The organism is Oceanobacillus sp. CFH 90083 (assembly GCF_009389585.1).
In the GTDB taxonomy this organism is placed as follows: domain Bacteria; phylum Bacillota; class Bacilli; order Bacillales; family Amphibacillaceae; genus Oceanobacillus.
Map to the genome: position 1 here is coordinate 142,361 of NZ_VIYG01000005.1, position 24,435 is coordinate 166,795.

The following is a 24,435-nucleotide window of genomic DNA, read 5'->3' on the forward strand; positions in this document are numbered from 1 at the left end:
ATCGACGTTTGTTGGTCATGCGATGTGACGGTAATTCAGTCGATGAAAGCGCATCAAAAGCGATCCATCCTGCTCCTTTCAAGGCTTGCCGAGTTTTCTTTTGGGATAAAGAGAATAGTTGTTTCATTTCATTTGAATGAAGAGCCAGCCACGTCCAGCAACATATTTTCTTTATTTTATGGTAAAAAAGTTGAAAAGGTTCCTCCTTCGTCTGTGTAGAAAAATTGAATCGCACCATGTTCATCCGTTCGATACACTTGAACTTGATTATCTTCCAGTACCTCCAGCACCTCCCCGCTGGGATGATTATAACGATTATTTCTCCCCGCTGAAATGAGAGCAGCCCGCGGCTGGATAGCCTCTATAAATACTTCTCCTGTTGACGTTTTGCTGCCATGGTGGGCAACCTTTAAAATATCCACCTGTAGTCCTGGATATTCCCGGATAATTCTTTCCTCAATTTCCTTGCTGATATCACCTGTGAATAGCCATCTCAAACCCAGATTTGTATATAACACAAGCGAATTATCATTTGCATTCCCTTTATCTATATCAGGTGCTAGTACAGATAAGGAAATGGCATCATTAAAATTCAATAAATCCCCCGCTTCTACCTGTGTTATCTTAACTGATGGCTGAATCTCCTGAAACTCTTTTAATAACGCTGTATCAAAATAAAGGCTTACTATTACTTCCTTTACCTTCACCTCTTCCAAAATAAAACGGATACTCCCAAAATGATCTACATCATCATGCGAAATAATAATCGCATCCAGCTCATTTATTCCACGCTGATGAAAATAAGCACGGATAATATTTTTATACACTCCCCTTGTCGGCTCCATATCCTCAAAACGAAAAGCAGCTCCGGCATCAATCATAATAACTGCTTCTCTTTTTGCAGCTTCCACTAAAATCGCATCTCCCTGCCCCATATCAAACATCGTCACTATACCTTCACCCTGAAAATAAGGCTTGCCGGCAGTCATCAAAATAGGAAATATAAAAAGAATTCCCATTAACCATGCTAATTTTTCCTGTTTCTGCTCTACATATTTCATAAACAGAAAAAAACAAGCAAAATAAATGATGACACTGAAGAGAGAAAATTTGTCTAAATAAATAGGTGGAAATAACTTCTCATCCACTAATTCAATAAACAGCAGCATCCCCTTATGCATAAAAACAAACACCTTATCGAGAAGCAGCAGAATATTGTCTGGCAGAAAATGAAGAACTGTAAAAACGTACATAAGTGGAATGACAAATAAGGTAAAATAAGGAATAACCACTAGGTTCATCAGAATGGATAGTGGATGGAAAATGTTAAAATAATAAATTTGCAGCGGAAGAATTGCCATTTGCGCAACAAAGCTTACCTGAAAAACCTTCCACAATGGTGAATTTGATTTACTAATCCATTCTTGAGACAGAAGTATGGCAAAGGTTACTGCAAAAGAGAACTGAAAGCCAACATGATAAATAATATAAGGGTCCCAAAGAATAAAACACATAAATACAATGCATAGTAAATCAGAATAAGGAAGTTTCCAGCGATACTTTTGCAGCACAAGGACTATTACCATCATGGAAGCAGCACGGAGGACAGGAGGATTAGCACCGGCCAATACAGAATAAACCGGAAGAAAAATCATTAAAAATAGCTGTGTTTTCTCTTTTGTGATAATATTTCCTTTTACTAAAATCAAATACAAAAAAGCAATGACAAGTGTCACATGCGTGCCTGATATAGCAATGATATGGGATAATCCAAATCGCTGAAATAATTCGGTTACAGACTCTTCCATTGCAGAAGTATCTCCAAAAACAATTGCGTTAATCCATGGAGCTGTATCCTCACTCCATGCGGCTTCCATCCGGTGCAGCAAATCTGTTCTCAGCTTGTACAATAATGGAAGGATACCCTTTTCAGAAGAGGTGCATTGTATATGGTTAAAATCTTTTAAAACAATCTGGTGGGTAATTTGTTTTTGCAGTAAAAATTGACGGAAATCGAATTGTGCGGGGTTCGTACTGGAAGGCGGTATCTCGATGCTTTGATACATCATACATTGGGAGCCGTGAAACAGGGAATGCTCTAGTGGAAGCACACGAAAATTCTCATCTTTTTCAGGAAAATACGTAACTAGAAGCTTGACGGAGCTGTGTGAAGGGTTAATGGTAAATTGTATTTGTTTGGAGCTGAGCTTTACTTCTCCTTCAATTTTCCCAGTAAGCTCTGCTTCTATCGAACTTTCTTCAAATACTGTCGATGGTACTACCGGAATAATATACAAAAATATCAGAAAGCTAAACAACGTAATCAGCCAGACAGTTGCGTTCATTTTTTTCAGAAGCTTAAGCCATATGAGCCATATTGCAAAAAGAAGGAGCAGCCATTTTACAGCCAGCAAATGATATAAAATGGCTAAAACAGCTGCTATTGCAGGAAAATGCCAATATCCCCTCAATGTTTGTTCTCTTTACTAAAAAATAGCCGTTCTGCATCGGCTTTTATTGTCTTTCTTTCATCAGAGGACAGATTGGATGCCTCCAGCTTCTCCATCAGCTCATGTACAAAAGCATTCTTTTCCCCAAACTTTGTATCAACCACTGCATCTACCAATGGTACTTTTTGCGCTCTTACACCAGCTTCTTCAAATAACTGGACGGCATAAGGATGATTCCTGTAATCTTCTGCATAGAATAGGTTTTTAATGCCGCTTTGTATGAGCTGTTTAGTACATTGCAGGCAAGGAAAATGTGTTACATAAACATCTGCACCATCTGTCGGTACACCAAATTTTGCACATTGAAGCAGCGCATTTGCTTCTGCATGTACGGTTCGCACACAATGCCCATCAATGACGTAGCAGCCCTCATCGATACAATGAACATCGCCGGAAACACTTCCATTATAACCGCCGGCAATAATACGTTTATCCCGGACAATAGTAGCGCCCACCATTAAGCGGGTACATGTACTTCGTAACGCCAACAGATGACTTTGCGCCATAAAATATTGATCCCAAGCAATTCTCTCCATGATGATTACCTCTTTCTCTTTTTATTAAGGAACTTGGATATGCTCTACAAGCGTCTCCAGTGTCTTTTCTCCAATACCGGAAATCTCTAATAAATCCTCTGCCTTTTGAAACAAACCATGATTATCACGATGGGTAATAATTGCCTCTGCTTTAGCAGGCCCGATGCCCGGAAGCTGAGTCAGCTCTTCCATGGAAGCTGTATTTATTTTTATTTTACCGTCACCCGCTTGTTCCCCTGCCGGACTGCTTCCAGCAGCTCCTTCAGCTTGGCCAACAGCCGGTATCAAAATAACCATCTCATCCTGAACAATTTGTGCCAAGTTCACTTGCAAAATATCCGCATTGTCTGTGAAACCATCAGCACGCTCAATAACATCCCGGATGCGGTCACCCTCCTCCATTTCATATACTCCCGGGCGCACCACCTCTCCCTTTAAGTCAACCATTGCAGTTTGATTTTGTTTTTCCAAAGCTTCTTCTACAAGCGGCGGGTCATTTATCGGTTCGTCCAAATCAGAAGAAATTAATGAGGCAGACAGCGGACTGGAGGTTTCTTGCTTATTTACAAAGATAAATAATACAATGACAGCTGCAATAATGATAAAAATAGGAATATTCTTCTTTAACCAATACAAGGTTATTACCTCCTCTTTGTCAAAATAGTATGTAGTAATAGTATTTCGACAAAGAAAGGCAATCTCCTTTTCTCAAAAAATCAGACTAAAAATTATTTTCACTGTTTATTTTTCAGCCAAAAAGAAAATTCTTTCTGATTGTTCATTCCAATTATTTGCTTCTAATGAAAAATCAGCATAGATATTGATTTTTTTAAAGCCAATATTTTTTAAAATATTTTTATATACTTCTACGGGAAATGTCCGCTGATGATGTTTTTCCTGGAATCGAATGAAATGATCTCCTTCTTCCTGATGAAAAAAGGTAAGCTGATGATACATTTCTCCTGTTTCATCTCCTGGTACACATTCCCAAATATAAGCGGCTTCATCTGTTGTATCAGCAAACGTCTCACCGATATAAATATCTTCTACCGTATACATGGAATGAATATCAAAGAAAAATATCCCATCTGCTTCCAGCAGCTGATAAGCATTGGTAAAGGCTTGCTCCACTTCCTGAATGTCTGTTACATAATTGATTACATCACAGCAGCTGATTGCCATATCATATTGCAGCTCCACATCATTCAGCTTTGTAATATCCGCTTCTAACCAGCTGATGGTATCAGCAGGTTCTAGCCCCTTTTGCGCCTGACGCAGCATATCACCGGACTGATCTACTCCTGTCATTGTATACCCCAAAGCTGCCAGTTTTCTCGTGATAACTCCTGTACCACAGCCTAAATCAATAATCGATTGAACTGGATTTTCTGCCTGGGCTATCATTTGCTGAATAAGAACCACCCAATCATCATAGGGGACATTATTCATCAGCTCATCATAGACCTCAGCCATTTTACGATATGCCATTCCTTTACCCTTCTTGCTTAATATTCAGTGCAACACGATCCGCATCGCCCCATAATTTTTCTAAATTATAATAGTATCTCTCATCCTTATGAAAAACATGACAAACTATATCTCCAACATCGACAAGCACCCAGCGCGCTTCTTCAAAGCCTTCCATTCTTTTGATGTCTTTTCCGTATTCTTCAGCAGCTTCTTTAATTGCACGTGCAATTGCTTGTACCTGCCGCTCGTTACTTCCATGGCAAATCACGAAATAATCAGCGACTAAAGATACTTCCTTCATATCTAAAGCAACAATATTTTCCGCTCTTTTATCGTCACAGGCTTCTGCAACTACTTGAATTAATTCTTTGTTATTCATTTATCTATTCCTCCAAAAACTTCTTGATTTAAATCATTGTAAGCATGAAAGCTATCAGGATATACTGTACGATTCTTTTCCATTAAAAAACGAACCGTGTTCCTTGCCGCCTGGTAGCATGCTTTTGTTAAATCTGTCTTCGCCGTATCCCTCACTTCATCTACGCCTGGAAAGCTTCTGCCCGGCTCTATATAGTCGGCAAGGAAAATAATTTTATCCAGCTTTGTCATTTTTGCTCTTCCTGTTGTATGAAAGAAAATAGCATCCTTTATTTCCTGATTCGCAATACCATACTTTTCTTCTATCCGAATGGATGCAACCGGCCCATGCCATAATTCATGATGGAAAGAAAGCAGTAAATCTGGCAGCTTGCTGTTTGTTTCAATTGTTTTTTGCATTTCTTCTAAAGGATCATACTTACAGTAGTCATGAAATAAAGCAGCAATTTTTGTATTTTCCACGGATTCATGAAAGGCTTCAGCCAGCTCTAGTGCTGTATCTGTTACTCTTAGTGTATGCTCATACCTTCCTTCTGTCAGCCTTTCCTGTAAATCAACCTTAAGGTTCTCTATATCCATAAATCTGATTCTCCTTAATATAGTTCATCACAGCATCAGGAAGCAAATAGCGTACCGTCTCGCCATCTTCTAACCGGTTTCTTATAAAGGTAGAGGAAACATCTAACGGATGTATCTCGAGACGATCAACAGGATACGGTGTATCTAATGTATATCCCGGTCTGGATACACCTATAAAATGAATCATATTTACTAAATCATCCACCCGGTTCCACTTAGGCAAATACGCTACCATATCACCGCCGATAATAAAGTGTAATACAGCTTCCGGATATTTGACAGTCAGCTCTTTTACCGTATCATATGTGTACGACGTCCCCTCTCTTTCCAGCTCTAAAGCATTCACATGAAAATAAGGGTTGCCCTTTACTGCCAACTGCAGCATTTTTAAACGGTGAGATGCATCCAGAATAACTGTTTCTTTATGCGGCGGTGTCCATGTCGGAATGAACCAAATCTCATCTAATTGCCTTCTGATCCTTACTTCTTCGGCAATCCATAAATGTCCTATATGCGGCGGATTAAATGTACCACCTAAAATGCCAATCTTTTTCAAAGTCTCACCTTCTGAAGTTTATAAATACGTGTCCACAAAGTTATCAAATTAGAAGCAGCCGGCTAAAAGGCCAACGTTCTGAATCCGGGACTGGGACTGGGGCTGCGATTACTCGCCCCACCGAAGAGCTTTTGCGATTACTCTTCTCATCGAAAATACTTTGGACTATGAGTTATACTCACCTTGCCAATACGTTGGTGATTTATTATGCAACTTCTATTTCGGTAATTTAATTTCTTTATGATCTGCCGATTCTTTATACAAAACAATCGTACTGCCAATAACCTGCACCACTTCTGCTTCTGTTCCAGAGGAAATCTGTTCAGCAACCACATGCTTATCCTCTGCACAGTTCTGAAGGATACTGACCTTGATCAATTCTCTTTTTTCTAAAGCTTCTCCAATTTGAGTTACCATATTATCATTGACACCATCCTTGCCAACCTGAAAAATTGGCTTAATGTGGTGGGATTCACTGCGTAAAAATTGTTTTTGTTTATTTGTTAACATCCTATTTACCTCCTGTTAATCTGGCTATCATCGCTTCACTCATGCCAGTTACATCTACTCGCTTATCTGTCCAGATTTCAAATGCTTCCCGCGCCTGATATAACAGCATCGTATGGCCATAATGAAGACGTCCGCCTTTTTCCTCAGCCTGCTTTAACAATTGTGTCATAAGCGGCTGGTAAACAATATCACTAACGATGGTTCCTTCTCGTAAATCTGACAGATCGATAATTTGCTTCTGCTCATTCATTCCTACAGAGCTGGTTTGAATAATCACATCATAAGCTGCAATATTTTTCTCAGCTTCGGCCAAAGTAATAACAGAAGCATTCGTCCCTTTTATAATATCTTCGCCTTTGGATTTTGTCCGATTGGCAAGCGTCAGTTTTTTATAGCCTGTCTGGACCAGACCATGGAAAATGCCTCGTGCGGCTCCGCCAGCACCGAGTATTAAAATAGAAACATCCATATTGCTGCTCAAATCAGGAAACTTATCTCGTAATGCCTGAACATAGCCAATACCGTCCGTATTATATCCGACCCACTCTTTTCCTTCCAAAGAAACGGTATTCACTGCACCCATACGCTCGGCAGTAATGTCCAATCTGTCTAAATATGGAATAATGGTTTGTTTATAAGGAACGGTCACATTAAATCCGTTAACTTCGGCTTCTCTCAGCTTTTTAATTTCTTCCGCAAAAAGTTCTTCATTTGGTATTTCATGCAATGTATAAGAGCCTTCAATGCCAGCTCTCTCCAAAAATGTACTTTGAATCCAGGGTGATAAGGAATGTTTAATGGGATACCCGATTAACTTTAAATTTAAACGCAACGGAATGCCTCCTATTTCTCGAATAATTTTATCTAATTACTACTGACCTGAGAGAAAGGATTTTCGTGTTGTTACAGAAACACCTTTCGGGCTGTGTGCAGTCACAGTTGCTCCTTCACCTTGAATACTAATCCAGCCTAACCCCGGAAAGACAATATCCACTTTACCTTTCTCTACTTTAAAGCTGTGTGCTGCAAGCTGCGGAAAATTGTCCAGGTTCTCCGCATATGGCGGTGATAAAAGCTCTCCAGCATGTTTCCTGTACAGCTCATCCGCATTCTCAAGCTTTGTCCGGTGAATCGTTAAGTCATTAGAGAAGTAACATATAAATGATTGTCTCTTCCCTTTTATAAAGTCCAGTCTTACTAATCCGCCGATATATAATGTCTGCTGCTCATTTAATTGATACACCCTTGCTTTAATTTCTTTCTTCGGGGTAATCATTTTTAATTCTTTTTCTGAAACATAATGAGCCATCTGCTGTTTATTCACAATTCCTGGTGTATCCACCAAGAAGGTATCTTCATCCAATGGTATTTCAATAAAACCTAATGTTGTTCCTGGAAAGTAAGAAGTCGTTATAGCATTCTCTTCTCCTGTCGACTCTTTGATCAGACGATTAATAAAAGTTGATTTTCCAACATTGGTTACACCAACAATAAATACATCCTTATTCGCCCGCTGCACGTCTATTTTTTGCTTTAGCTCATCGATTCCCTTTCCTTTTACAGAAGAAATTAAAACAACATCCTGTATTTTAATTCCCAGTTGACTCGCTTCATGACGCAGCCACTGCTTTAATTTATTTTCATTCGTTGACTTAGGCAATAAATCAAGCTTATTTCCTACTAAAATAATTGGATTATCACCTGTAATTCTCGGTAAATTATTTAATAAGGTTCCATCCACATCAAAAATATCAATAATGTGGACAATTAATCCATTTCTATCGCGGATGGAACTGACCATTTTCAAAAAATCAGCATCCGTTATCGATACATCCTGTATTTCATTATAATGCTTTAGACGAAAGCACCTTTTACATAAAATAACATCCTTCTCTAATGCACTGACAGGTGCATACCCTGGTTCGTTTGGATGCTCTGTCTGAATTGAACTGCCGCATCCCTGACAAATATGTTGCTCCAAGCTTATTCCTCCCTATTGATTCTGTCTTTGCTTGCTTTTCTTTTTAAAATTCTTCGTTCAATAAAACGGTTAATCCTTGTTATTTTCTCATCGGTTTGCACCACAGGAACAACCAAAACCGTGTAAAAACCGGCTAAATTGCCGCCAAGGACATCTGTCAGCAGCTGATCACCAACAACCAGGATTTCTTCTTTTTTAAGCTTCATCTGCTTAGCTGCCAGCTTAAAAGCTCTTGTCAATGGCTTTCTGGCGCGAAACACAAATGGCGTTCCGAGCGGTTCTGAAAAAACAGTGACCCTCTCTTGATTATTATTTGATATTATCGTTACTTTTATATCATTTTCTTCCATTGTTTGAAGCCATGTAATAATATCCGGTGTTGCATCCTTTACATCCCATGCAACCAGCGTATTATCCAAGTCTGTTATAATTCCTTTAATTCCTTTTTTCTTTAAGTTTTCCGGCTTCAGGTCAAAAATTTGATCAATCTGCTCGTTTGGCAAAAATATAGAAAACATATACACACCTCGAAATTTCCAATAAATTGCATATGGTACTTAATTATGTAGTATATTTCACTTATACAGGCACTACTGCTGATTTAAATCTGACAAATACAAGATAAAGCAACTCTATGCTACATCACATTATACCTAATCCTGCTACAACTGACTAGCATTACGAAAAATTATTATCTCTTCTCTGAGATTCATCAATCGACAGCAATTTCTAAATTTTTCTTTTTTAATAAAGTGTGACTATGCAAAAAACTCAATAAAATGCATCTTCGCCCTAAAAATCGTTCGACAAATTCCGATAATATCCGATTTTGTGGATAACTTTATCAACATTAAAATGTACATATAACAATCACGAACGCAGTTACTCACCTTTTTATACACAGTTTATATACAACTATATGTAGATAAGTTAAAGCTTGTTAACACAAGATACACGTGTTAAATTATTATTAACTTAAAAAGATTTGTCTATTAAATGAGGAGGTTGTATTGTGGAAACATTATCGGACGAACTATTATTAGAATCATACTATACTGCAATAGCATTAAACCTAAGTCCTGATTTTCTTTCTTTATTTGAGGAAGAAATCCATAAAAGATCTCTGACTCATAAAATTAAGGAATCTGTATAATTTTGTCTTTTTCACAAAGCTTCAATTTAAATATTGGAGTTTTTTTTTGCGCTTTTCCCCTTGTTTCTTCCTATTTAAAATACAGACTTTCAACTCTCACAACTGCATTCTTTTTGTATGCATCCACCTTCTGAATAGGTTATAATTTAAAATAGCACTCTGATTTGTGCAAAAAAATCGTAAAGAGATGGAGAGCAATTAATAAAAAGCATGGTATTCCCCCTTCATAATTACACCGAATAACTTTATATGCTGTAAAAGAGGATGTACTAATAAAAGAAAGCTTTTACCTTTATTTTATATAAAATAAACAAGCTTTTTTATTTTTAACATCAGGAATGAAAGAGAGCGCTTTTAACTGAAGGAATATTTAAACTTTTTAATATTACCTTGTAATTAAAAGGAATTCGTTATTCCTAATAAAGGAGGAATTACTGTTGACGTTATTGCATTGGGCTGTCTTATCACCATTTATCGCAGCCATACTTATTCCATTCCTGTATAAGTATTTAAAAAGAATACATACTGGCTGGTTTGTTTTCATTCTGCCTCTGGTCCTGTTCATTTATTTCTTATCCTTTATACCCAGGACCTCATCTGGCGAAGCTATTTTAAATAATCTGGACTGGGTTCCTTCACTCGGCATAAACTTCAATGTATATGTTGACGGTCTAAGTCTGCTGTTCGCATTATTGATTACAGGAATCGGAGCACTTGTAGTTCTATACTCTATCTACTATTTGTCGAAACGAAAAGAAAAGCTGAATAACTTCTATGTCTATCTTTTAATGTTTATGGGTGCTATGCTGGGAGTCGTTCTTTCTGATAACTTAATTGTTATTTACGTTTTCTGGGAAGTAACAAGTATTGCATCTTCATTATTAATCAGCTATTGGTATACAAGAGAGAAATCTATTTACGGCGCTCAAAAATCAATGTATATCACTGTTTTCGGCGGATTATCCATGCTTGCCGGCTTCTCTTTACTTTACATTATTGCAGGCACATTCAGCATCAGAGAGCTTGTTGCAAATGCAGATATTATCATGGCAAGCAGCTTGTTTATTCCGGCAATGATTCTAGTCTTATTAGGAGCATTTACCAAGTCTGCTCAATTTCCATTCCATATCTGGCTGCCTGACGCAATGGAAGCACCGACACCGGTCAGTGCTTATCTTCACTCTGCAACTATGGTGAAAGCAGGGATTTACCTTGTTGCCAGATTAACGGGCGTTTTTGGCGGTGCACCGGAGTGGTTTTGGATTATTACTGCTGCCGGACTCATCACCTTAATTTGGGGATCTATATCCGCAGTGCGACAGAAGGATTTAAAAGGTATACTGGCCTATTCTACGGTCAGTCAGCTTGGTTTAATCATGAGCTTACTGGGGGCAGGGTCTGCTGCATTCTATTTTCAGGATGGAGACAGCGCTTTATACATGACGGCAATTTTAGCGGCTGTATTTCATTTGATTAACCACGCAACCTTTAAAGGAAGCTTGTTTATGGCAGTGGGGATTGTTGATCATGAAACGGGAACGCGGGATATTCGTAAATTAGGCGGGCTAATGACGATTATGCCTGTGACAGCAACCATTTCTCTGATTGGCCTTGCTTCGATGGCAGGATTACCTCCATTCAACGGCTTCTTAAGTAAAGAGCTGTTTTTAACAGGAATGCTGAATGTAACGGAATATGGTATTTTCAACTTAGAAGCATTTGGCTTTATCATTCCAATTATTGCTTTTATTGCTAGTGTTTTTACCTTCTTATATTGTATTCTGATGTTTTCAAAGACATTTATGGGTAAATTCGATATCAGCAAGCTAAAAGTCAAGCATGTTCATGAAGCGCCTGCCGGGATGTTAATCAGCCCTGTTATATTAGCTGTTCTCGTTATTGTATTCGGGCTTTTCCCTAATTTGCTGGCATATTCCATTATTGAGCCTGCTATGGCAGCTATTGCCCCCGGAATTCTTTCCCCGGGAGAGTTTTTTGATGTACACATCACGCATTGGCATGGCTTTTCAGCTGAACTCTTTATGACAATTGGTATTATTGTTTTAGGTGTTCTCTTATTTATGACATTTAAAAAATGGGAAAATACTGCGTTCTATCGTGGGGAAAAAGACTTATTCAATGCTGCCTATGACTACGGTTATGATGGCTTAATTAAAGGTTCACAGGGCTTAACCCGAATTCAGATGACCGGCAGATTAAGAGATTACTTTATCTATATGTGTACATTTATTATATTAATCATGGGTTATACCATGTATCGATATAACCTGCCATTAATTCAAAACCTTGATTTATCGCCAATACCGATTTATACATGGCTTGTTATTTCCGTATTTGTTGGTTCTATCCTGACTATCCCGTTTCTCAATAACCGGATAGCGATTATTATTACAACTGGTGTCAGCGGCTTTCTTGTAGCGCTTCTGTTTGTTCTATTCAGAGCTCCCGATTTAGCATTGACACAGCTGCTAATCGAAACTGTATCGGTTGTTTTATTTATGCTTGTCTTTTATCACTTGCCAAAACTAAAAAAGGTGAAGACACCGCCAAGAATGAAAACAATCAAGTTAGTTATTTCCATTGGTTTTGGATTAATGATTACACTCGGGTCCTTATCAGCGTTTTCAATGGGACAAGAGGCAAATTATGAATCTATTTCTGAATACTATACAGAGAATTCAAAAGAAAAAGCTGGCGGATATAATATTGTAAATGTTATTTTAGTAGATTTTCGTGGTCTGGATACTATGCTTGAGGTATTGGTTGTGTCTTTAGCTGTATTGACTGTTGTCAGCTTGATTCGATTACGTTTTAAAGGCGGTGAGGATGTATGATGAAAAAACCTAATAATATGATGCTGCAGACATTGGCAAGGTTAATTATACTCGTCGTCCTCTCCTTCTCTATTTATTTAATGCTGGCTGGACATAACAGCCCTGGAGGAGGATTTATCGGAGGATTAATGACCGCAAGTGCGATTCTCATTTTATACCTTTCATTCGGTCTGAATCCGATTAAAAAGGTCATCCGTTTTGATTTTATCAAAATCATTGGAATTGGATTGCTTTTACCCGGTGTAACTGGCTTAGTTTCTATTTTCTTGGGAGATTCTTATCTGAAACAATATTTTGATTACTTTCAAATCCCATTGATTGGTGAAGTAGAATTGACCACGGCACTGCCTTTTGACTTAGGGGTATACTTTGTCGTGCTTGCCAGTGCGTTAACAATTATTTTAACAATCGCGGAGGATGATAAATAATGGAACTATTAATGTCAATTGTTATAGGGATTATTTTTAGTGTCAGTATCTATCTGTTCATGTCCAAAAATCTGCTCCGCGTTGCAGTAGCCACTTTATTACTTTCTCATGGAGTGCACCTTCTATTAGTAACGATGTCCGGCTTACAACGTGGTGCGTCACCAATTTTAAGCTTTGACGCAGAAGCTTATACAGATCCGCTGCCACACGCACTTGTACTGACAGCAATTGTTATCAGCTTTGCTGTAACTGCATTACTACTAGTGATGTCTTATCGCACATATAAAGTGCATAAAACAGATGATTTAGAAAAATTGAGGGGTTCTGCCGATGAATAATATCATAATTTTACCGATTATTATTCCTTTTATAATCGGTGGTATACTTATACTATTGTACAAAAGGCATACGATGCAGCGTATCATCAGCGGAATAACCATGCTGGCATTATTGGCACTTTCTATATTTTTAGCAATCTATGTGCATCAGCATGGAACCATCGTTTTAGAGGTCGGTGATTGGGAAGCACCATTCGGGATTGTTATCGTGGCAGATCTTCTGTCAACGCTGATGCTGCTTTTATCCACTTTGGTCGGAACAGTTTGTTTGTTCTTCGCTTTCCGAACTGTATCCCGGGATAGAGAGAAGCAATTTTTCTACCCGCTTTACCTGTTCTTAATGATCGGGGTAAATGGATCTTTTTTAACAGGCGATTTATTTAACCTGTTTGTATTCTTTGAAGTCATGCTAATATCTTCTTATGGATTAATTGTTCATGGAGGAACAGGCTATCAGTTAAGAGAGTCTTTTAAATATGTGATTATTAACATTTTTGCATCCGCTCTTTTTATTGTCGGAATAGCCTGGGTATATTCGATTACCGGAACAATGAATATGGCGCATATGGCTGAGCGGGTCTCAGAGCTTGAGCAGACAGGTGCACTTAACATTGTAGCGATTATATTGTTTATTGTTTTTGCATGTAAGGGAGCTTTATTTCCGTTATATTTCTGGTTGCCAAGATCTTATTTCGGTCCTCCTGCAGCCATAGCGGCATTATTCGGCGGACTTTTGACAAAAGTAGGTATCTATGCGATTATCCGTACATTTACCCTTATTTTTAATCATGATACATCCTTTACACATAAGGGACTTATCGTTACCATCGCTGGTTTCACCATGCTGTTAGGGGTTCTTGGAGCCGTATCGCAATTTGATTTCAAACGGATTCTCTCCTACCATATTATCAGTCAGGTCGGTTATATGGTAATGGGACTTGGTATTTTCACACCATTGGCTGTTGCTGGTGCCATTTATTATATTGCGCATCACATGATTGTAAAAACAGCACTTTTCTTATTTGCCGGAGCAACACAGAAAATTACGGGAACAACAGATTTAAGGAAAATGGGCGGTTTAATTGGTACGCACCCCTGGCTTGCCTGGATGTTCTTTATCACCGCTATTTCCTTGGCAGGTATTCCGCCATTAAGCGGATTCTTCAGTAAGTTTCCAATTATATTAGCTGGTTTTGAGGAGCAGCAATATGTCATTTCTGCTGTAGCCCTCTTAGTCGGGCTGCTGACACTATTTTCGATGATGAAAATATTCAGCTATGCCTTCTGGGGCAAGCAGAAGCATACAGAAGAACAAGCAAAGATTCCAGTAGGCAAGCTGTTACTGCCTATCTTACCGCTTGTTGCACTGACCATTATTTTAGGTTTTGCAGCAGAACCGATTTTCACGTATTCGATGGAAGTTGCAGAAGAAATTATGGACCCTACAAATTATATTGAATCTGTGCTGAAGGAGTAGTTGCTATGCCTTTTCAAATATTAATAAACGTCATGCTCGCGGTACTCTGGATGTTTTTACAAAATGAGTATACATTCGTAAGCTTCCTTTTCGGTTATATTATCGGCATTCTGATTTTAATTGTCATACGCCGTTTTCTTAAGTTTGATTTTTATTTAAAGAAAGTCTGGGCTATTATTAAATTAATTTATCTATTTATGATTGAATTAATTAAAGCAAATATTGATGTTGTGAAAGTAGTACTTAAGCCAAAGCAAGATCATAAGCCTGGAATTGTTGCTGTGAGAACACATCTGGAATCAGATTTTGAAATTTCCATGCTGGCAGCGTTAATCACATTAACTCCGGGAACTATTTCCATGGATTTCTCCGATGACAGTAAAACCATTTATGTCCATTCGATTGATGTTCCAGATAAAGAGGCAATGATTAAAGATATTCAGGACTCTTTTGAAAAAGCGATTATGGAGGTGACGAAATAATGTTTGATACGGTGATGATTATTGCATTAAGTGCACTCTCCATTGCACTTGTACTCTTGTTTATCCGTATTATTATCGGTCCCTCTACGCAGGATAGAATTCTGGCATTGGATGCTATCGGTGTTCTGCTTGTCGGGTTTATCGGTATACTGATGATTTTACAAGACACATCTGTATTCTCTGACATTGTTCTCGTACTTACGATATTAGGTTTTGTCGGGACTTTAACCCTGTCAAAATTCCTGGAAAGAGGTGTTGTCATTGACCGGGATGATTGATGTAATTGTAGCTGTCTTTGTTGTCATTGGCGTATTCTTTGCTGTAGTAAGTGCTATCGGAATTGTCAGATTAAAGGATGTATACAGCCGCGCACATGCTTCTGGGAAAAGCGCGACATTAGGTGTTATTTTTATAATGCTTGCTGTGTTTATTCACTTTTTATCACAAGGTGTTATGAATGCAAAGATACTATTAGCTATTTTATTCTTATTCTTAACAGCTCCCGTGGCCAGCTTAATGATCACCAGGTCAGCCTATCGTAATGGTGTTAAACTCGATAAGAATACTGTAACTGATGATTTAAAAGAAATGTACGAAGCAAAAGACAGAGATAAATAAATGGAAAGCTCAGATTACCCTTGATGATCAAGGAAATCTGAGCTTTTTATATGAGTTATGCTTACTATACGTTTATGAATTACCGGAAGAAATAAAGTTATTTTTTATTTCCATCTTCGTTTTATTTATGGACAGACACGTTTTTCATCTTACCGACATAAGATTAGGCTATAGGCAATTACCTAGAAGGTTTAAAGGTGCTGACTCTTGGAGGTGATGGGATTTGTCCATTGTATTATCTGCACTTGGATTGTTTATTAAAGAAGCTTTATTCTTTGTCTCTTACGTAAAGAATCAATCTTTCCCCCAGCCACTTTCCCCAAAGGAAGAAGCAAAATACATCCAATTGATGCAGGAAGGAGATGAAGATGCCAGAAACAAACTGATTGAGCATAATCTCCGGCTTGTTGCTCACCTGGTTAAAAAATTTGAAAATACCGGGGAAGATATGGAAGATTTAATCTCGATCGGGACAATTGGGTTAATCAAAGGGGTAGAAAGCTTCTCTACCGGAAAAGGAACAAAGCTTGCTACCTATGCTGCCCGTTGTGTAGAGAATGAAATACTGATGCATTTACGAGCACTTAAGAAGGTAAAAAAAGATGTCTCCCTCCACGACCCGATCGGGCAGGATAAAGAAGGTAACGAAATCAGCTTAATCGATATACTAGAGGCTGAAAATGAAAATGTGATTGAGTATATTCAATTAAATATGGAAATTTCCAAGATTGAACAGTATTTCTCTATTTTAGACAGCCGGGAACGTGAAGTGATTGTGTACCGCTACGGCTTAAATGATCAGGAAGAGATGACACAGCGGGAAATCGCAAAGAAATTAAATATTTCCAGAAGCTATGTTTCACGAATTGAAAAACGGGCATTGATGAAGGTGTTTCATGAGTATTACCGGAATGAGCATCCATCTTTGTAAGTGAGTAACTAAAATAAATATTTATTTTTCGAGCTTTGCTAGATAAATTATTAAAGTAACAATAAGCACTAGTAACGGCTTTTCACTAAGCCCTCAAATGATAAGCGGTGAGTTCTTTAGTTAACGCGCTTTTAGGATGGACCTGAACCGTGACTTCGATTACTCGTCCTACAAAAGTATAAAGGGACTTCTATTAAGATCGTCCACGCCATGTGTCGAGTAAAGAAGTCATCACACCCTGTAAATGTCCTTTCGCAAAAAATCGTCACCTTGATATTTTTGCTTCTAATTTGGATCTTTTTGAACATGCAAATGCCCCAAATGAGTATAATCACTTGGGGCATTTTTCTTTCTATAAAATGAGTACAATAAAGTTTCATACTTTTTTGTTTCATCATTAACAATCTTATTAATAAGAAATAATCCTATCTTGTCTTGCTTTTCTTATCAATTCCATGAGTTTCATACATTATTTATGTCAAAAAACAAAAAAGTTAATCTAATTTACTCAATAGTATTTATTAATTAGATAAATAGTGTAAAATAAATGTAATATAGAAGAATTTCACCAATGAATAATAGACTAAATATCTATCAAATATTTTAAAGGAGTGTACATACAGATGTCTGAATTAAAAGATAAATTAAAAGGACTTGCTAAAAGAGTAGAATCATTAGAGGGAAAAATTGCAACCGAAGAAGCAACTAAAACAAGCATTGTTATGCCTTTTTTTCAAACTCTAGGGTATGATGTATTTAATCCAAGTGAATTTACTCCAGAGTATACAGCTGACGTCGGGATTAAAAAAGGAGAAAAAGTAGATTATGCCATAATGGACAACGACATGCCTGTAATTTTAATTGAGGCTAAATCAATTTCAGAACAATTAAACAAGCATGATTCGCAACTATTTCGCTATTTTGGAACTACAACAGCCAAATTTGCTATTTTAACAAATGGAATCGAGTATAAATTTTATACTGACCTGGATGAACAAAACAAAATGGATTCCTCTCCTTTTTTTGAATTCAATTTGCTTGATTTAAAAGATAGTGAGATTGTAGAGTTAGAAAAATTCAAAAAGGACAAATTTGACTTAGAAAATATTTTTAGCACTGCTTCAGAGTTAAAATATACAAGTAAAATCAAATCTCTGCTGACAGAAATTTGGGATGATCCTAATGATGAATTTATTTCCTTCATCTTAGCTCATGTTTATGAAGGACGCAAAACAAAAAATATTATTAATCAGTTTTCTCCTATAGTTAAACAATCATTAAAACAGTTCATTAATGAATTAGTGAACAAAAAATTAAGCGCAGCATTAAATTCTACTAATGATGAAAATAATACAGATGAAGAAAATAAACAAACTGAGAACGATTCTGATGAAACCAATGCTGCTGATGTAGGAATTATCACAACAGAGGAAGAAATTCAAGGTTACGCTATTGCTAAAATTATTTTATCTGAAATCATAGAGGAAGACAGAATTTACTATCGGGATAATAAAAGCTATTTTAACATATTATTGGATGACAACATTAGGAAGTGGGTTTGTCGTTTAGGGTTGGATTACAATAAAAAATATATTCAATTCAATGACACTGATAAAACGACTGTGAATATAGAGAAAGTCTCTGATTTGATGATTCATAAGGAAAAACTTAAAACAGTTACAGCTTCATTAATTAATTAATTAATTAAAATCTAGTTTAATTCACTTTAAACAAAAATTAAATGCCCTGTGAATAACAAAAGAGAGAAGTTCATTCAAGCTTCTCTCTTTTATAATACCGCTTTATTCTTTCTCAATCTCCACATTCTTTGACGGAGAGAATGTAGAAATAGCATGTTTAAAGATAAGTTGCTGCTTGCCATCTGTTTCTAACAGTACCGTGAAATTATCAAATGCTTTTACAGTTCCCCTTAACTGAAAGCCATTCGTTAAAAAAACAGTTACAAAAATATGATTCTTTCGCAGTTGATTTAAATATTGATCCTGAATATTGACGGATTGGGCCATAAAATAAGTTCCTCCTCTTTTCTATCTATACATGTTTATTCTACTTTTTCCTGTAAAAATCCTGCTAAATCATTTAAAATTAATTTCATTTGTTGCGCTGCTTCTTTTTCTGTAACCTGATACCAGTTCACATCCAGCTTATTCCGAAACCAGGTGAGCTGTCTTTTTGCATATTTGCGCGAGTTTTGTTTTACAGCGCTGATAGCATCTGCTTTTGACAGACGATGCTCTAAATAGGAAGCAATCTCCTTGTAGCCGATCGCATGGATGGATTGACAGTCTTTATAGCCTTCCTGAATAAGTGACTGAACCTCGTCAATTAAACCCGCCTCTATCATTTGATCCACGCGCCGGTTAATTCGGTCATATAATACTGCACGCTCCATATCTAATCCAATAATAAATGGATCATACGGGGATTCTGCCTGCTGTTCCTTTTGATATTCTGACATAGTCAGCCCTGTCAGCTCATAGACCTCCAGTGCCCGAACAAGGCGACGATGATTGTTTGGATGAACTTTTTTGGCCTGTTCCGGATCAATCTGCTTCAAGCGTTTATATAAATTTTCAGAACCCTCTGCTTCAATCTGTTCAAATAACTTTTTCGTTAATGCTTCATCACGGCGCTGGTCGGAGAAATGATAATCAAATAACACAGATTGGATATATAATCCACTGCCGCCAACGATAATAGGAAGGTTGCCCCGCTCGTGAACCGCTTCAATATGATATTTCACATGCTCCTGAAAATCTGCGACAGAGAAAGGCTGATCAGGCTTGATAATATCAATCATATGATGGGGGACGCCTTTTGTTTCTTCCGGCGTTACCTTTGCTGTCCCGATATCCATACCGATATACACTTGGGTCGAATCACCGCTGATAATTTCTCCCTGAAACTTTTTAGCAGCAGCAATGCCTAATGCGGTTTTCCCGACTGCTGTTGGTCCTACAATAGAGATTACTTTTTTCTTCATTTAAATCTTCCTCAATTTTATCTTTTTTGTTTCCATTCTACATAATACGTTTAAACATCTTTTCTAATTCATACGTAGAGAAATGAACAATAATCGGTCTTCCATGCGGACACGTAAAAGGATCTGTCGTATTTCGCAAATCTTCAAGCAGCTGAAACATTTCCTCGTTTGTTAAATAATGATTTGCTTTTATCGACCTTTTACAGGACATTAATATCGCTGCTTCTTCACGAATTTTTTCTACATTCACCGAGGACTCCTGAATAAACTGATCCACCATTTCCCGGATAATTTCTTCTTCAAAGCCTGCCGGAAACCAGGTGGGATGGGAGCGTATAACGTAGGTCTGCTGACCAAAGGGCTCAAAAAATAATCCTGCCTTTTCCAGCGTATCCTTTGCCTCTTCAATAAAAATAGCTTCTTTTTTAGAAAAGTCAAAGGTCATCGGTATTAAAAGCTCCTGTGATTCGTTGATTGGTCTACCGAGCTTATTTTTAAAAAACTCATATTTGACCCGTTCCTGTGCGGCATGCTGATCGACCATGTATAAGCCATTTTCGTTTTGCGCCATAATATAGGTTCCCTGCAGCTGGCCAATTGGATACATCATCGGCACGCGCGGCTGCTGTTCTGATTTTTCTTCTGACTGAGGTGTTTTATCTTTATTTAGAAGCTTCTCAGACGTTTTTGTTTCTGAATCGACAGATGGGTCCTGTTCTTCTGTATTTATCCTTATATCCGTATTCTCATCACGGAGAAGAGCAGGTTCTTCCTTCAGAAATAAGTTTCCTTCCTTGATAACCGTTTCTGGCTTCTTAAACTCTGCCGGCTTCTCCTTCATTGGATTAGCAGGCTCTGTCTCAAATTGAAAGGTATGCTGCTCTGATTTTTTTGAGGGCTCCGGCTTTTTCGATACCTCGGGAATCAGTGTCATCTTCCTGAAGTGGGACTGGATCATATCTTTGACAGCTGTATATAACTCTTTCTCCTTGCTGAAGCGAACCTCCAGCTTAGCCGGGTGCACGTTCACATCTACGAGAATTGGATCCATCTCAATAGCAAGGACGACAATTGGTGAACGTCCAATTGGCAGCAAGGTGTGATAGCCTTCGATAACCGCTTTGTTTAAAGCGACATTACGGACAAATCTGCCATTAATAATCGTTGACATATAACTTCTGGATGCTCTCGTTACTTCTGGCTTGGCAATATATCCGGTAATGGTAAAATCCAGCGTTTTATACTCGACCTGCGACATCTGCCTGGCAACGCTCATCCCGTACACCTGGGAAATCACCTGCAGCATATCATGGTTACCGGACGTTTTTAAAAGTCCCTTGCCATTATGGGTTGCTTCTATCCGGATTTCCGGGTGAGCTAACGCCATCCGGTTCAAAACGTCTGATATATGTCCAAGCTCCGTATGCAGGCTTTTCATATATTTCAAACGTGCCGGCGTATTGTAAAATAAATCTCTGACAACTATTTCTGTCCCTTGACGGGCATCGCTCTTCCCTCTTTTGACAACTTCGCCACCTTCTAATTCCAGTGACACTCCTGCAGCATTTCCTTCCGATGTTTGGATAGAGAGCCTGCTTACAGATGCAATACTCGCTAATGCCTCTCCGCGGAAGCCAAGTGTTTTCACATGAAATAAATCATTTTCTGTACTTATTTTACTCGTCGCATGCGGCAGAAAAGCCTTCTCCACATCCTCCGCCGCAATACCTGAGCCATTATCGACAATACGTATTTCTGACAAACCAGCCTCATGTACATCGATTCGTATCCAGGTGGCTCCTGCATCAATACTGTTTTCTACGATTTCTTTTACCACCGAAGCAGGACGTTCTACAACTTCTCCTGCTGCGATTTTATTTGCCAGACTATCGGACATTTGCATAATTGGCATGTTATCACCTTCCTCTTACGTACTACTTGATTTTCTTCTGCAGGCGATATAATTCATTCATGGCTTCTAATGGATTCATTTCTAATATATTTAAATTTTTGAGCTCCGCCAGAGCTGTGTTTTCTTTATTTGTGAATGCAGCCGGCTGTCTCTCTTTATTCGTTTCCTCTACAAAAAAGGATAATTGATCGGATTGCTCTGTTTCCTGTTCAAATGCAGATACGGACGCTGTCTGTTCTTGTTTGGCATCGCTCTCCTCCAGTCCTTCCAAAATAACAGATGCACGGTTGATTAGTTCATCCGGCAAATCAGCTAACTTGGCGACATGAATCCCATAGCTCTGGTCTGCTGCTCCTTCTTTTATTTGATGAAGAAAAACGACATTTCCTTCATGCTCTTCTGCCCGGACATGGATATTTTTTAAATGCTCTAAAGAAGCTTCTAATGCTGTCAGCTCATGATAATGGGTTGAAAAAAGTGTTTTCGCATGAATATGGTTATGAATGTATTCTACAATCGCCTGAGCTAAGGCCATACCATCATATGTGCTTGTTCCGCGTCCAATTTCATCTAATAAAATCAGACTGCTGGCCGTAGCATTTTGAATGGCATGTTTAGCCTCAAGCATCTCGACCATAAAGGTGCTTTGTCCAGACACTAAATCATCTGCTGCACCGATTCGCGTAAAAATCTGATCAAAAACAGGCAATGTTGCTGATTCAGCCGGGATAAAGCAGCCTGTCTGTCCCATAATTGCAATTAAAGCTACCTGCCGCATATAAGTACTCTTACCAGACATATTTGGACCGGTAATAAGCAGCATTTGATGCTTATCATCCAGCTGTACATCATTAGGAACAAAAGTCCCATTTTTCATTACCTGCTCGACAACGGGATGCCGTCCTCCTTCTACAGAGAAGACACCTTCCTGAAAGGTTGGCCGCTTATAATTATTTTCTTCACTAATTGTTGCGAAGCCTTGTAATACATCTATTTCACTGATGATTTGTGCAAGCTGCTGAATCAACGGAATATCCTGCTTGATCCGCTCTCTGATTTTAATAAATAAATCGTACTCCAGCTCCACACTTTTCTCGTCTGCTTCTAAAATAAGTGTTTCTTTTTCTTTTAGCTCCGGTGTGATAAAGCGTTCTGCGTTGGTAAGGGTCTGTTTTCGCTCATAGCGGTCATCTTTTAATAAAGGCAGGTTAGGTTTTGTCACCTCAATATAATAGCCAAAGACCCGGTTATATCCGATTTTCAGCGACTTAATTCCGGTTACTTCCCGTTCTTTTTTCTCCAGCGACGCAATCCATTGCTTGCCATTCTGAGAAGCATCACGATATTTATCCAGTTCTTCATGATAGCCTTCTTTAATTAAAGCCCCTTCTTTGATCGAAAGCGGCGGCTCTTCTACTAAGCTTTTTTCCAGAAGGTCCACAATATTATCCGGATAGATTAAAGCATCTGCCAGCTCGATGACTTCAGGTACATCCAGCTGATCGAGCGTTTCCTTAATCGCAGGAATTTTCTGCAGGGACTGTTTTAACTGAATCAGATCTCTTGCATTGACATTTCCAAAAGCAATCCTTCCAGATAATCGTTCTAAGTCATATACAGATTTTAAATTTTCCCGCAGATTCTCCCGTTCCATAAACGCATTTAAAAAGGTCTCAACCACTTCCAAACGGCGATTTATTTTAACCTGGTTCAATAACGGCCGCTCCAGCCATTTTTTCAGCATTCTTGCTCCCATAGCTGTTACCGTTTTGTCCAGCACCCATAATAAGCTGCCATGCTTTGATTTTTTCATAATCGACTCTGTCAGTTCCAAATTACGCTTTGAATACATATCAAGGCTCATATATTGTTTTAATTCGATGACCTCTGCCGGCTGCAAATGATCTAAGGAGCGCTTTTGGGTATTTTGGATATAATTTAATAATCTGCTGAAAGCCTGCATCAGACGCTCATCATTTAAGTTCTCGCTTAAATCACGAAATTCTGCATTAAAATTCACCTCGTCCTGATACGATAATGTCACCTGCAATCGTTCCTGGAGATGCATCTGCATTTCTTCAGGCAGATGTGAGGAGATCACAATTTCTCTGACAGGCTGATGATAAAATTCATGAATGACACTGTCCCAGCCATCCTCCATTAAAGCAAGGCGGTTCTCCCCGGTAGATAGATCATTATAAGCAATAACAAAGGACCCGTCATCAAAATGAGACAGACTGCCGATATAATTATTTTCTCCCTCTACAAGCATCGTGCTCTCCATAACCGTACCCGGTGTTATCATTTGGACAACCTCGCGTTTTACCACACCTTTAGCTGTCTTTGGATCTTCGACTTGCTCACAGATAGCCACCTTATAGCCTTTTTCAATTAGTACTTTGATATAGTTTTCCGCAGAATGATACGGTACGCCGCACATCGGGATAGGATCATTGCCGCCAGCCCGCTTTGTTAAAGTAATTTCCAGCTCTCCGGCAGCCTGAATGGCATCATCATAAAACAGCTCATAAAAATCTCCGAGCCGATAAAATAAAAAAGCATCCTTGTATTGTGATTTTATCTCTATGTATTGCTGCATCATTGGTGTTAATTTTGCCATGAAAAATTCCTCCAGCTTACTAAAATTATCTGTTTTATTTCTATGTTAAAATTTGATACTAAAATTCTCTTACCGGTACCATAGAATTTAAAATGAA

At 38.2% G+C, this 24,435-nt stretch carries 25 protein-coding genes; 10 read left to right on the plus strand and 15 right to left on the minus strand.

All coding sequences use genetic code 11. From position 1 onward, the window contains the following. Positions 1–176 precede the first annotated feature (176 nt). The 11 genes from FLK20_RS09395 to FLK20_RS09445 form a co-directional block, all read right to left on the minus strand. Positions 177–2,471 carry a DNA internalization-related competence protein ComEC/Rec2 gene (locus FLK20_RS09395; protein WP_152656309.1) on the minus strand — a complete coding sequence of 765 codons (2,295 nt, stop codon included), beginning with the start codon at positions 2,469–2,471 and terminating at the stop codon, positions 177–179. Then, a complete protein-coding gene (locus FLK20_RS09400; RefSeq protein WP_152656310.1) occupies positions 2,468–3,046 on the minus strand; it encodes a ComE operon protein 2 in 579 nt (192 codons plus the stop codon). Before FLK20_RS09400 ends, FLK20_RS09395 begins: the two co-directional genes overlap by 4 nt. 24 nt (positions 3,047–3,070) lie before the next feature. Then, positions 3,071–3,682 (minus strand): helix-hairpin-helix domain-containing protein, encoded by a 612-nt coding sequence (locus tag FLK20_RS09405; protein ID WP_152656311.1) that lies wholly within the window; start codon positions 3,680–3,682, stop codon positions 3,071–3,073. Between the two features lie 105 nt (positions 3,683–3,787). After that, positions 3,788–4,534, minus strand: coding sequence for a class I SAM-dependent DNA methyltransferase (locus FLK20_RS09410; RefSeq protein ID WP_152656312.1), 747 nt, complete (start codon positions 4,532–4,534; stop codon positions 3,788–3,790). A gap of 4 nt (positions 4,535–4,538) precedes the next feature. After that, complete coding sequence (rsfS, locus tag FLK20_RS09415) at positions 4,539–4,895, minus strand: ribosome silencing factor (protein ID WP_152656313.1); 357 nt, start codon at positions 4,893–4,895, stop codon at positions 4,539–4,541. Then, complete coding sequence (gene yqeK / locus FLK20_RS09420; RefSeq protein ID WP_152656314.1) at positions 4,892–5,473, minus strand: bis(5'-nucleosyl)-tetraphosphatase (symmetrical) YqeK; 582 nt, start codon at positions 5,471–5,473, stop codon at positions 4,892–4,894. Before yqeK ends, rsfS begins: the two co-directional genes overlap by 4 nt. Further along, on the minus strand, positions 5,454–6,029 hold the full coding sequence (locus tag FLK20_RS09425; RefSeq protein ID WP_152656315.1) for a nicotinate-nucleotide adenylyltransferase: 576 nt from the start codon (positions 6,027–6,029) through the stop codon (positions 5,454–5,456). Before FLK20_RS09425 ends, yqeK begins: the two co-directional genes overlap by 20 nt. Before the next feature lie 216 nt (positions 6,030–6,245). After that, on the minus strand, positions 6,246–6,539 hold the full coding sequence (gene yhbY / locus FLK20_RS09430) for a ribosome assembly RNA-binding protein YhbY (RefSeq protein ID WP_152656316.1): 294 nt from the start codon (positions 6,537–6,539) through the stop codon (positions 6,246–6,248). Between the two features lies 1 nt (position 6,540). Beyond that, positions 6,541–7,371 (minus strand): shikimate dehydrogenase, encoded by an 831-nt coding sequence (gene aroE / locus FLK20_RS09435; protein ID WP_152656317.1) that lies wholly within the window; start codon positions 7,369–7,371, stop codon positions 6,541–6,543. Between the two features lie 39 nt (positions 7,372–7,410). Continuing rightward, positions 7,411–8,520, minus strand: coding sequence for a ribosome biogenesis GTPase YqeH (yqeH, locus tag FLK20_RS09440; protein WP_152656318.1), 1,110 nt, complete (start codon positions 8,518–8,520; stop codon positions 7,411–7,413). A 2-nt stretch (positions 8,521–8,522) separates the two neighbouring features. Beyond that, on the minus strand, positions 8,523–9,038 hold the full coding sequence (locus tag FLK20_RS09445) for a YqeG family HAD IIIA-type phosphatase (RefSeq protein WP_152656319.1): 516 nt from the start codon (positions 9,036–9,038) through the stop codon (positions 8,523–8,525). Positions 9,039–9,532: 494 nt separating this feature from the next. Between FLK20_RS09445 and FLK20_RS09450 the strand changes: the two genes are divergently transcribed. The 10 genes from FLK20_RS09450 to FLK20_RS09495 all read left to right on the plus strand — a co-directional run bounded on the left by FLK20_RS09450 (position 9,533) and on the right by FLK20_RS09495 (position 18,502). Then, positions 9,533–9,673, plus strand: a complete 141-nt coding sequence (locus FLK20_RS09450; protein ID WP_040980271.1) for a sporulation histidine kinase inhibitor Sda — start codon at positions 9,533–9,535, stop codon at positions 9,671–9,673. Between the two features lie 437 nt (positions 9,674–10,110). Further along, complete coding sequence (locus tag FLK20_RS09455) at positions 10,111–12,528, plus strand: Na+/H+ antiporter subunit A (protein WP_152656320.1); 2,418 nt, start codon at positions 10,111–10,113, stop codon at positions 12,526–12,528. Continuing rightward, entirely contained in the window at positions 12,525–12,956 is a 432-nt protein-coding gene (locus FLK20_RS09460; RefSeq protein WP_370453180.1) for a Na(+)/H(+) antiporter subunit B, read from the plus strand. Before FLK20_RS09455 ends, FLK20_RS09460 begins: the two co-directional genes overlap by 4 nt. Continuing rightward, complete coding sequence (locus FLK20_RS09465) at positions 12,956–13,294, plus strand: Na(+)/H(+) antiporter subunit C (RefSeq protein WP_152656321.1); 339 nt, start codon at positions 12,956–12,958, stop codon at positions 13,292–13,294. The genes FLK20_RS09460 and FLK20_RS09465 overlap by 1 nt, the downstream gene beginning before the upstream one ends. Continuing rightward, positions 13,287–14,771 carry a Na+/H+ antiporter subunit D gene (locus FLK20_RS09470; protein ID WP_152656322.1) on the plus strand — a complete coding sequence of 495 codons (1,485 nt, stop codon included), beginning with the start codon at positions 13,287–13,289 and terminating at the stop codon, positions 14,769–14,771. The genes FLK20_RS09465 and FLK20_RS09470 overlap by 8 nt, the downstream gene beginning before the upstream one ends. Positions 14,772–14,776: 5 nt before the next feature. Next, positions 14,777–15,253 (plus strand): Na+/H+ antiporter subunit E, encoded by a 477-nt coding sequence (locus FLK20_RS09475; RefSeq protein WP_152656323.1) that lies wholly within the window; start codon positions 14,777–14,779, stop codon positions 15,251–15,253. Next, on the plus strand, positions 15,253–15,531 hold the full coding sequence (locus FLK20_RS09480; RefSeq protein ID WP_152656324.1) for a Na(+)/H(+) antiporter subunit F1: 279 nt from the start codon (positions 15,253–15,255) through the stop codon (positions 15,529–15,531). The genes FLK20_RS09475 and FLK20_RS09480 overlap by 1 nt, the downstream gene beginning before the upstream one ends. After that, entirely contained in the window at positions 15,524–15,871 is a 348-nt protein-coding gene (gene mnhG / locus FLK20_RS09485; RefSeq protein ID WP_152656516.1) for a monovalent cation/H(+) antiporter subunit G, read from the plus strand. The genes FLK20_RS09480 and mnhG overlap by 8 nt, the downstream gene beginning before the upstream one ends. Positions 15,872–16,094: 223 nt before the next feature. Further along, positions 16,095–16,802: an RNA polymerase sporulation sigma factor SigK gene (gene sigK / locus FLK20_RS09490; protein ID WP_152656325.1), complete on the plus strand. Its 708-nt coding sequence runs from the start codon at positions 16,095–16,097 to the stop codon at positions 16,800–16,802. Between the two features lie 623 nt (positions 16,803–17,425). Next, complete coding sequence (locus FLK20_RS09495) at positions 17,426–18,502, plus strand: type I restriction endonuclease (protein ID WP_152656326.1); 1,077 nt, start codon at positions 17,426–17,428, stop codon at positions 18,500–18,502. 102 nt (positions 18,503–18,604) lie between these two features. On the opposite strand, the gene hfq is transcribed toward FLK20_RS09495, so the two are convergent. From hfq to mutS, 4 genes are read right to left on the minus strand one after another with little or no spacing between them, the layout of a single operon-like run. Then, a complete protein-coding gene (gene hfq, locus FLK20_RS09500; protein WP_077601236.1) occupies positions 18,605–18,829 on the minus strand; it encodes an RNA chaperone Hfq in 225 nt (74 codons plus the stop codon). 35 nt (positions 18,830–18,864) lie between these two features. Beyond that, on the minus strand, positions 18,865–19,806 hold the full coding sequence (miaA, locus tag FLK20_RS09505) for a tRNA (adenosine(37)-N6)-dimethylallyltransferase MiaA (RefSeq protein ID WP_152656327.1): 942 nt from the start codon (positions 19,804–19,806) through the stop codon (positions 18,865–18,867). A 37-nt stretch (positions 19,807–19,843) separates the two neighbouring features. After that, positions 19,844–21,718, minus strand: a complete 1,875-nt coding sequence (gene mutL, locus FLK20_RS09510; RefSeq protein ID WP_152656328.1) for a DNA mismatch repair endonuclease MutL — start codon at positions 21,716–21,718, stop codon at positions 19,844–19,846. Between the two features lie 22 nt (positions 21,719–21,740). Continuing rightward, positions 21,741–24,338, minus strand: a complete 2,598-nt coding sequence (gene mutS, locus FLK20_RS09515; RefSeq protein WP_152656329.1) for a DNA mismatch repair protein MutS — start codon at positions 24,336–24,338, stop codon at positions 21,741–21,743. Positions 24,339–24,435 lie beyond the last annotated feature (97 nt).

What these genes read in the sequence shown, in the direction of transcription:
- FLK20_RS09400 (WP_152656310.1), bottom strand. Translation starts at nt 3,046, where the DNA reads ATGGAGAGAATTGCTTGGGATCAATATTTTATGGCGCAAAGTCATCTG.
- FLK20_RS09410 (WP_152656312.1), bottom strand. Translation starts at nt 4,534, where the DNA reads ATGGCATATCGTAAAATGGCTGAGGTCTATGATGAGCTGATGAATAAT.
- rsfS (WP_152656313.1), bottom strand. Translation starts at nt 4,895, where the DNA reads ATGAATAACAAAGAATTAATTCAAGTAGTTGCAGAAGCCTGTGACGAT.
- yqeK (WP_152656314.1), bottom strand. Translation starts at nt 5,473, where the DNA reads ATGGATATAGAGAACCTTAAGGTTGATTTACAGGAAAGGCTGACAGAA.
- yhbY (WP_152656316.1), bottom strand. Translation starts at nt 6,539, where the DNA reads ATGTTAACAAATAAACAAAAACAATTTTTACGCAGTGAATCCCACCAC.
- FLK20_RS09445 (WP_152656319.1), bottom strand. Translation starts at nt 9,038, where the DNA reads ATGTTTTCTATATTTTTGCCAAACGAGCAGATTGATCAAATTTTTGAC.
- FLK20_RS09460 (WP_370453180.1), top strand. Translation starts at nt 12,525, where the DNA reads ATGATGAAAAAACCTAATAATATGATGCTGCAGACATTGGCAAGGTTA.
- FLK20_RS09465 (WP_152656321.1), top strand. Translation starts at nt 12,956, where the DNA reads ATGGAACTATTAATGTCAATTGTTATAGGGATTATTTTTAGTGTCAGT.
- FLK20_RS09470 (WP_152656322.1), top strand. Translation starts at nt 13,287, where the DNA reads ATGAATAATATCATAATTTTACCGATTATTATTCCTTTTATAATCGGT.
- FLK20_RS09475 (WP_152656323.1), top strand. Translation starts at nt 14,777, where the DNA reads ATGCCTTTTCAAATATTAATAAACGTCATGCTCGCGGTACTCTGGATG.
- FLK20_RS09480 (WP_152656324.1), top strand. Translation starts at nt 15,253, where the DNA reads ATGTTTGATACGGTGATGATTATTGCATTAAGTGCACTCTCCATTGCA.
- mnhG (WP_152656516.1), top strand. Translation starts at nt 15,524, where the DNA reads ATGATTGATGTAATTGTAGCTGTCTTTGTTGTCATTGGCGTATTCTTT.
- FLK20_RS09495 (WP_152656326.1), top strand. Translation starts at nt 17,426, where the DNA reads ATGTCTGAATTAAAAGATAAATTAAAAGGACTTGCTAAAAGAGTAGAA.
- hfq (WP_077601236.1), bottom strand. Translation starts at nt 18,829, where the DNA reads ATGGCCCAATCCGTCAATATTCAGGATCAATATTTAAATCAACTGCGA.
- miaA (WP_152656327.1), bottom strand. Translation starts at nt 19,806, where the DNA reads ATGAAGAAAAAAGTAATCTCTATTGTAGGACCAACAGCAGTCGGGAAA.
- mutL (WP_152656328.1), bottom strand. Translation starts at nt 21,718, where the DNA reads ATGCCAATTATGCAAATGTCCGATAGTCTGGCAAATAAAATCGCAGCA.
- mutS (WP_152656329.1), bottom strand. Translation starts at nt 24,338, where the DNA reads ATGGCAAAATTAACACCAATGATGCAGCAATACATAGAGATAAAATCA.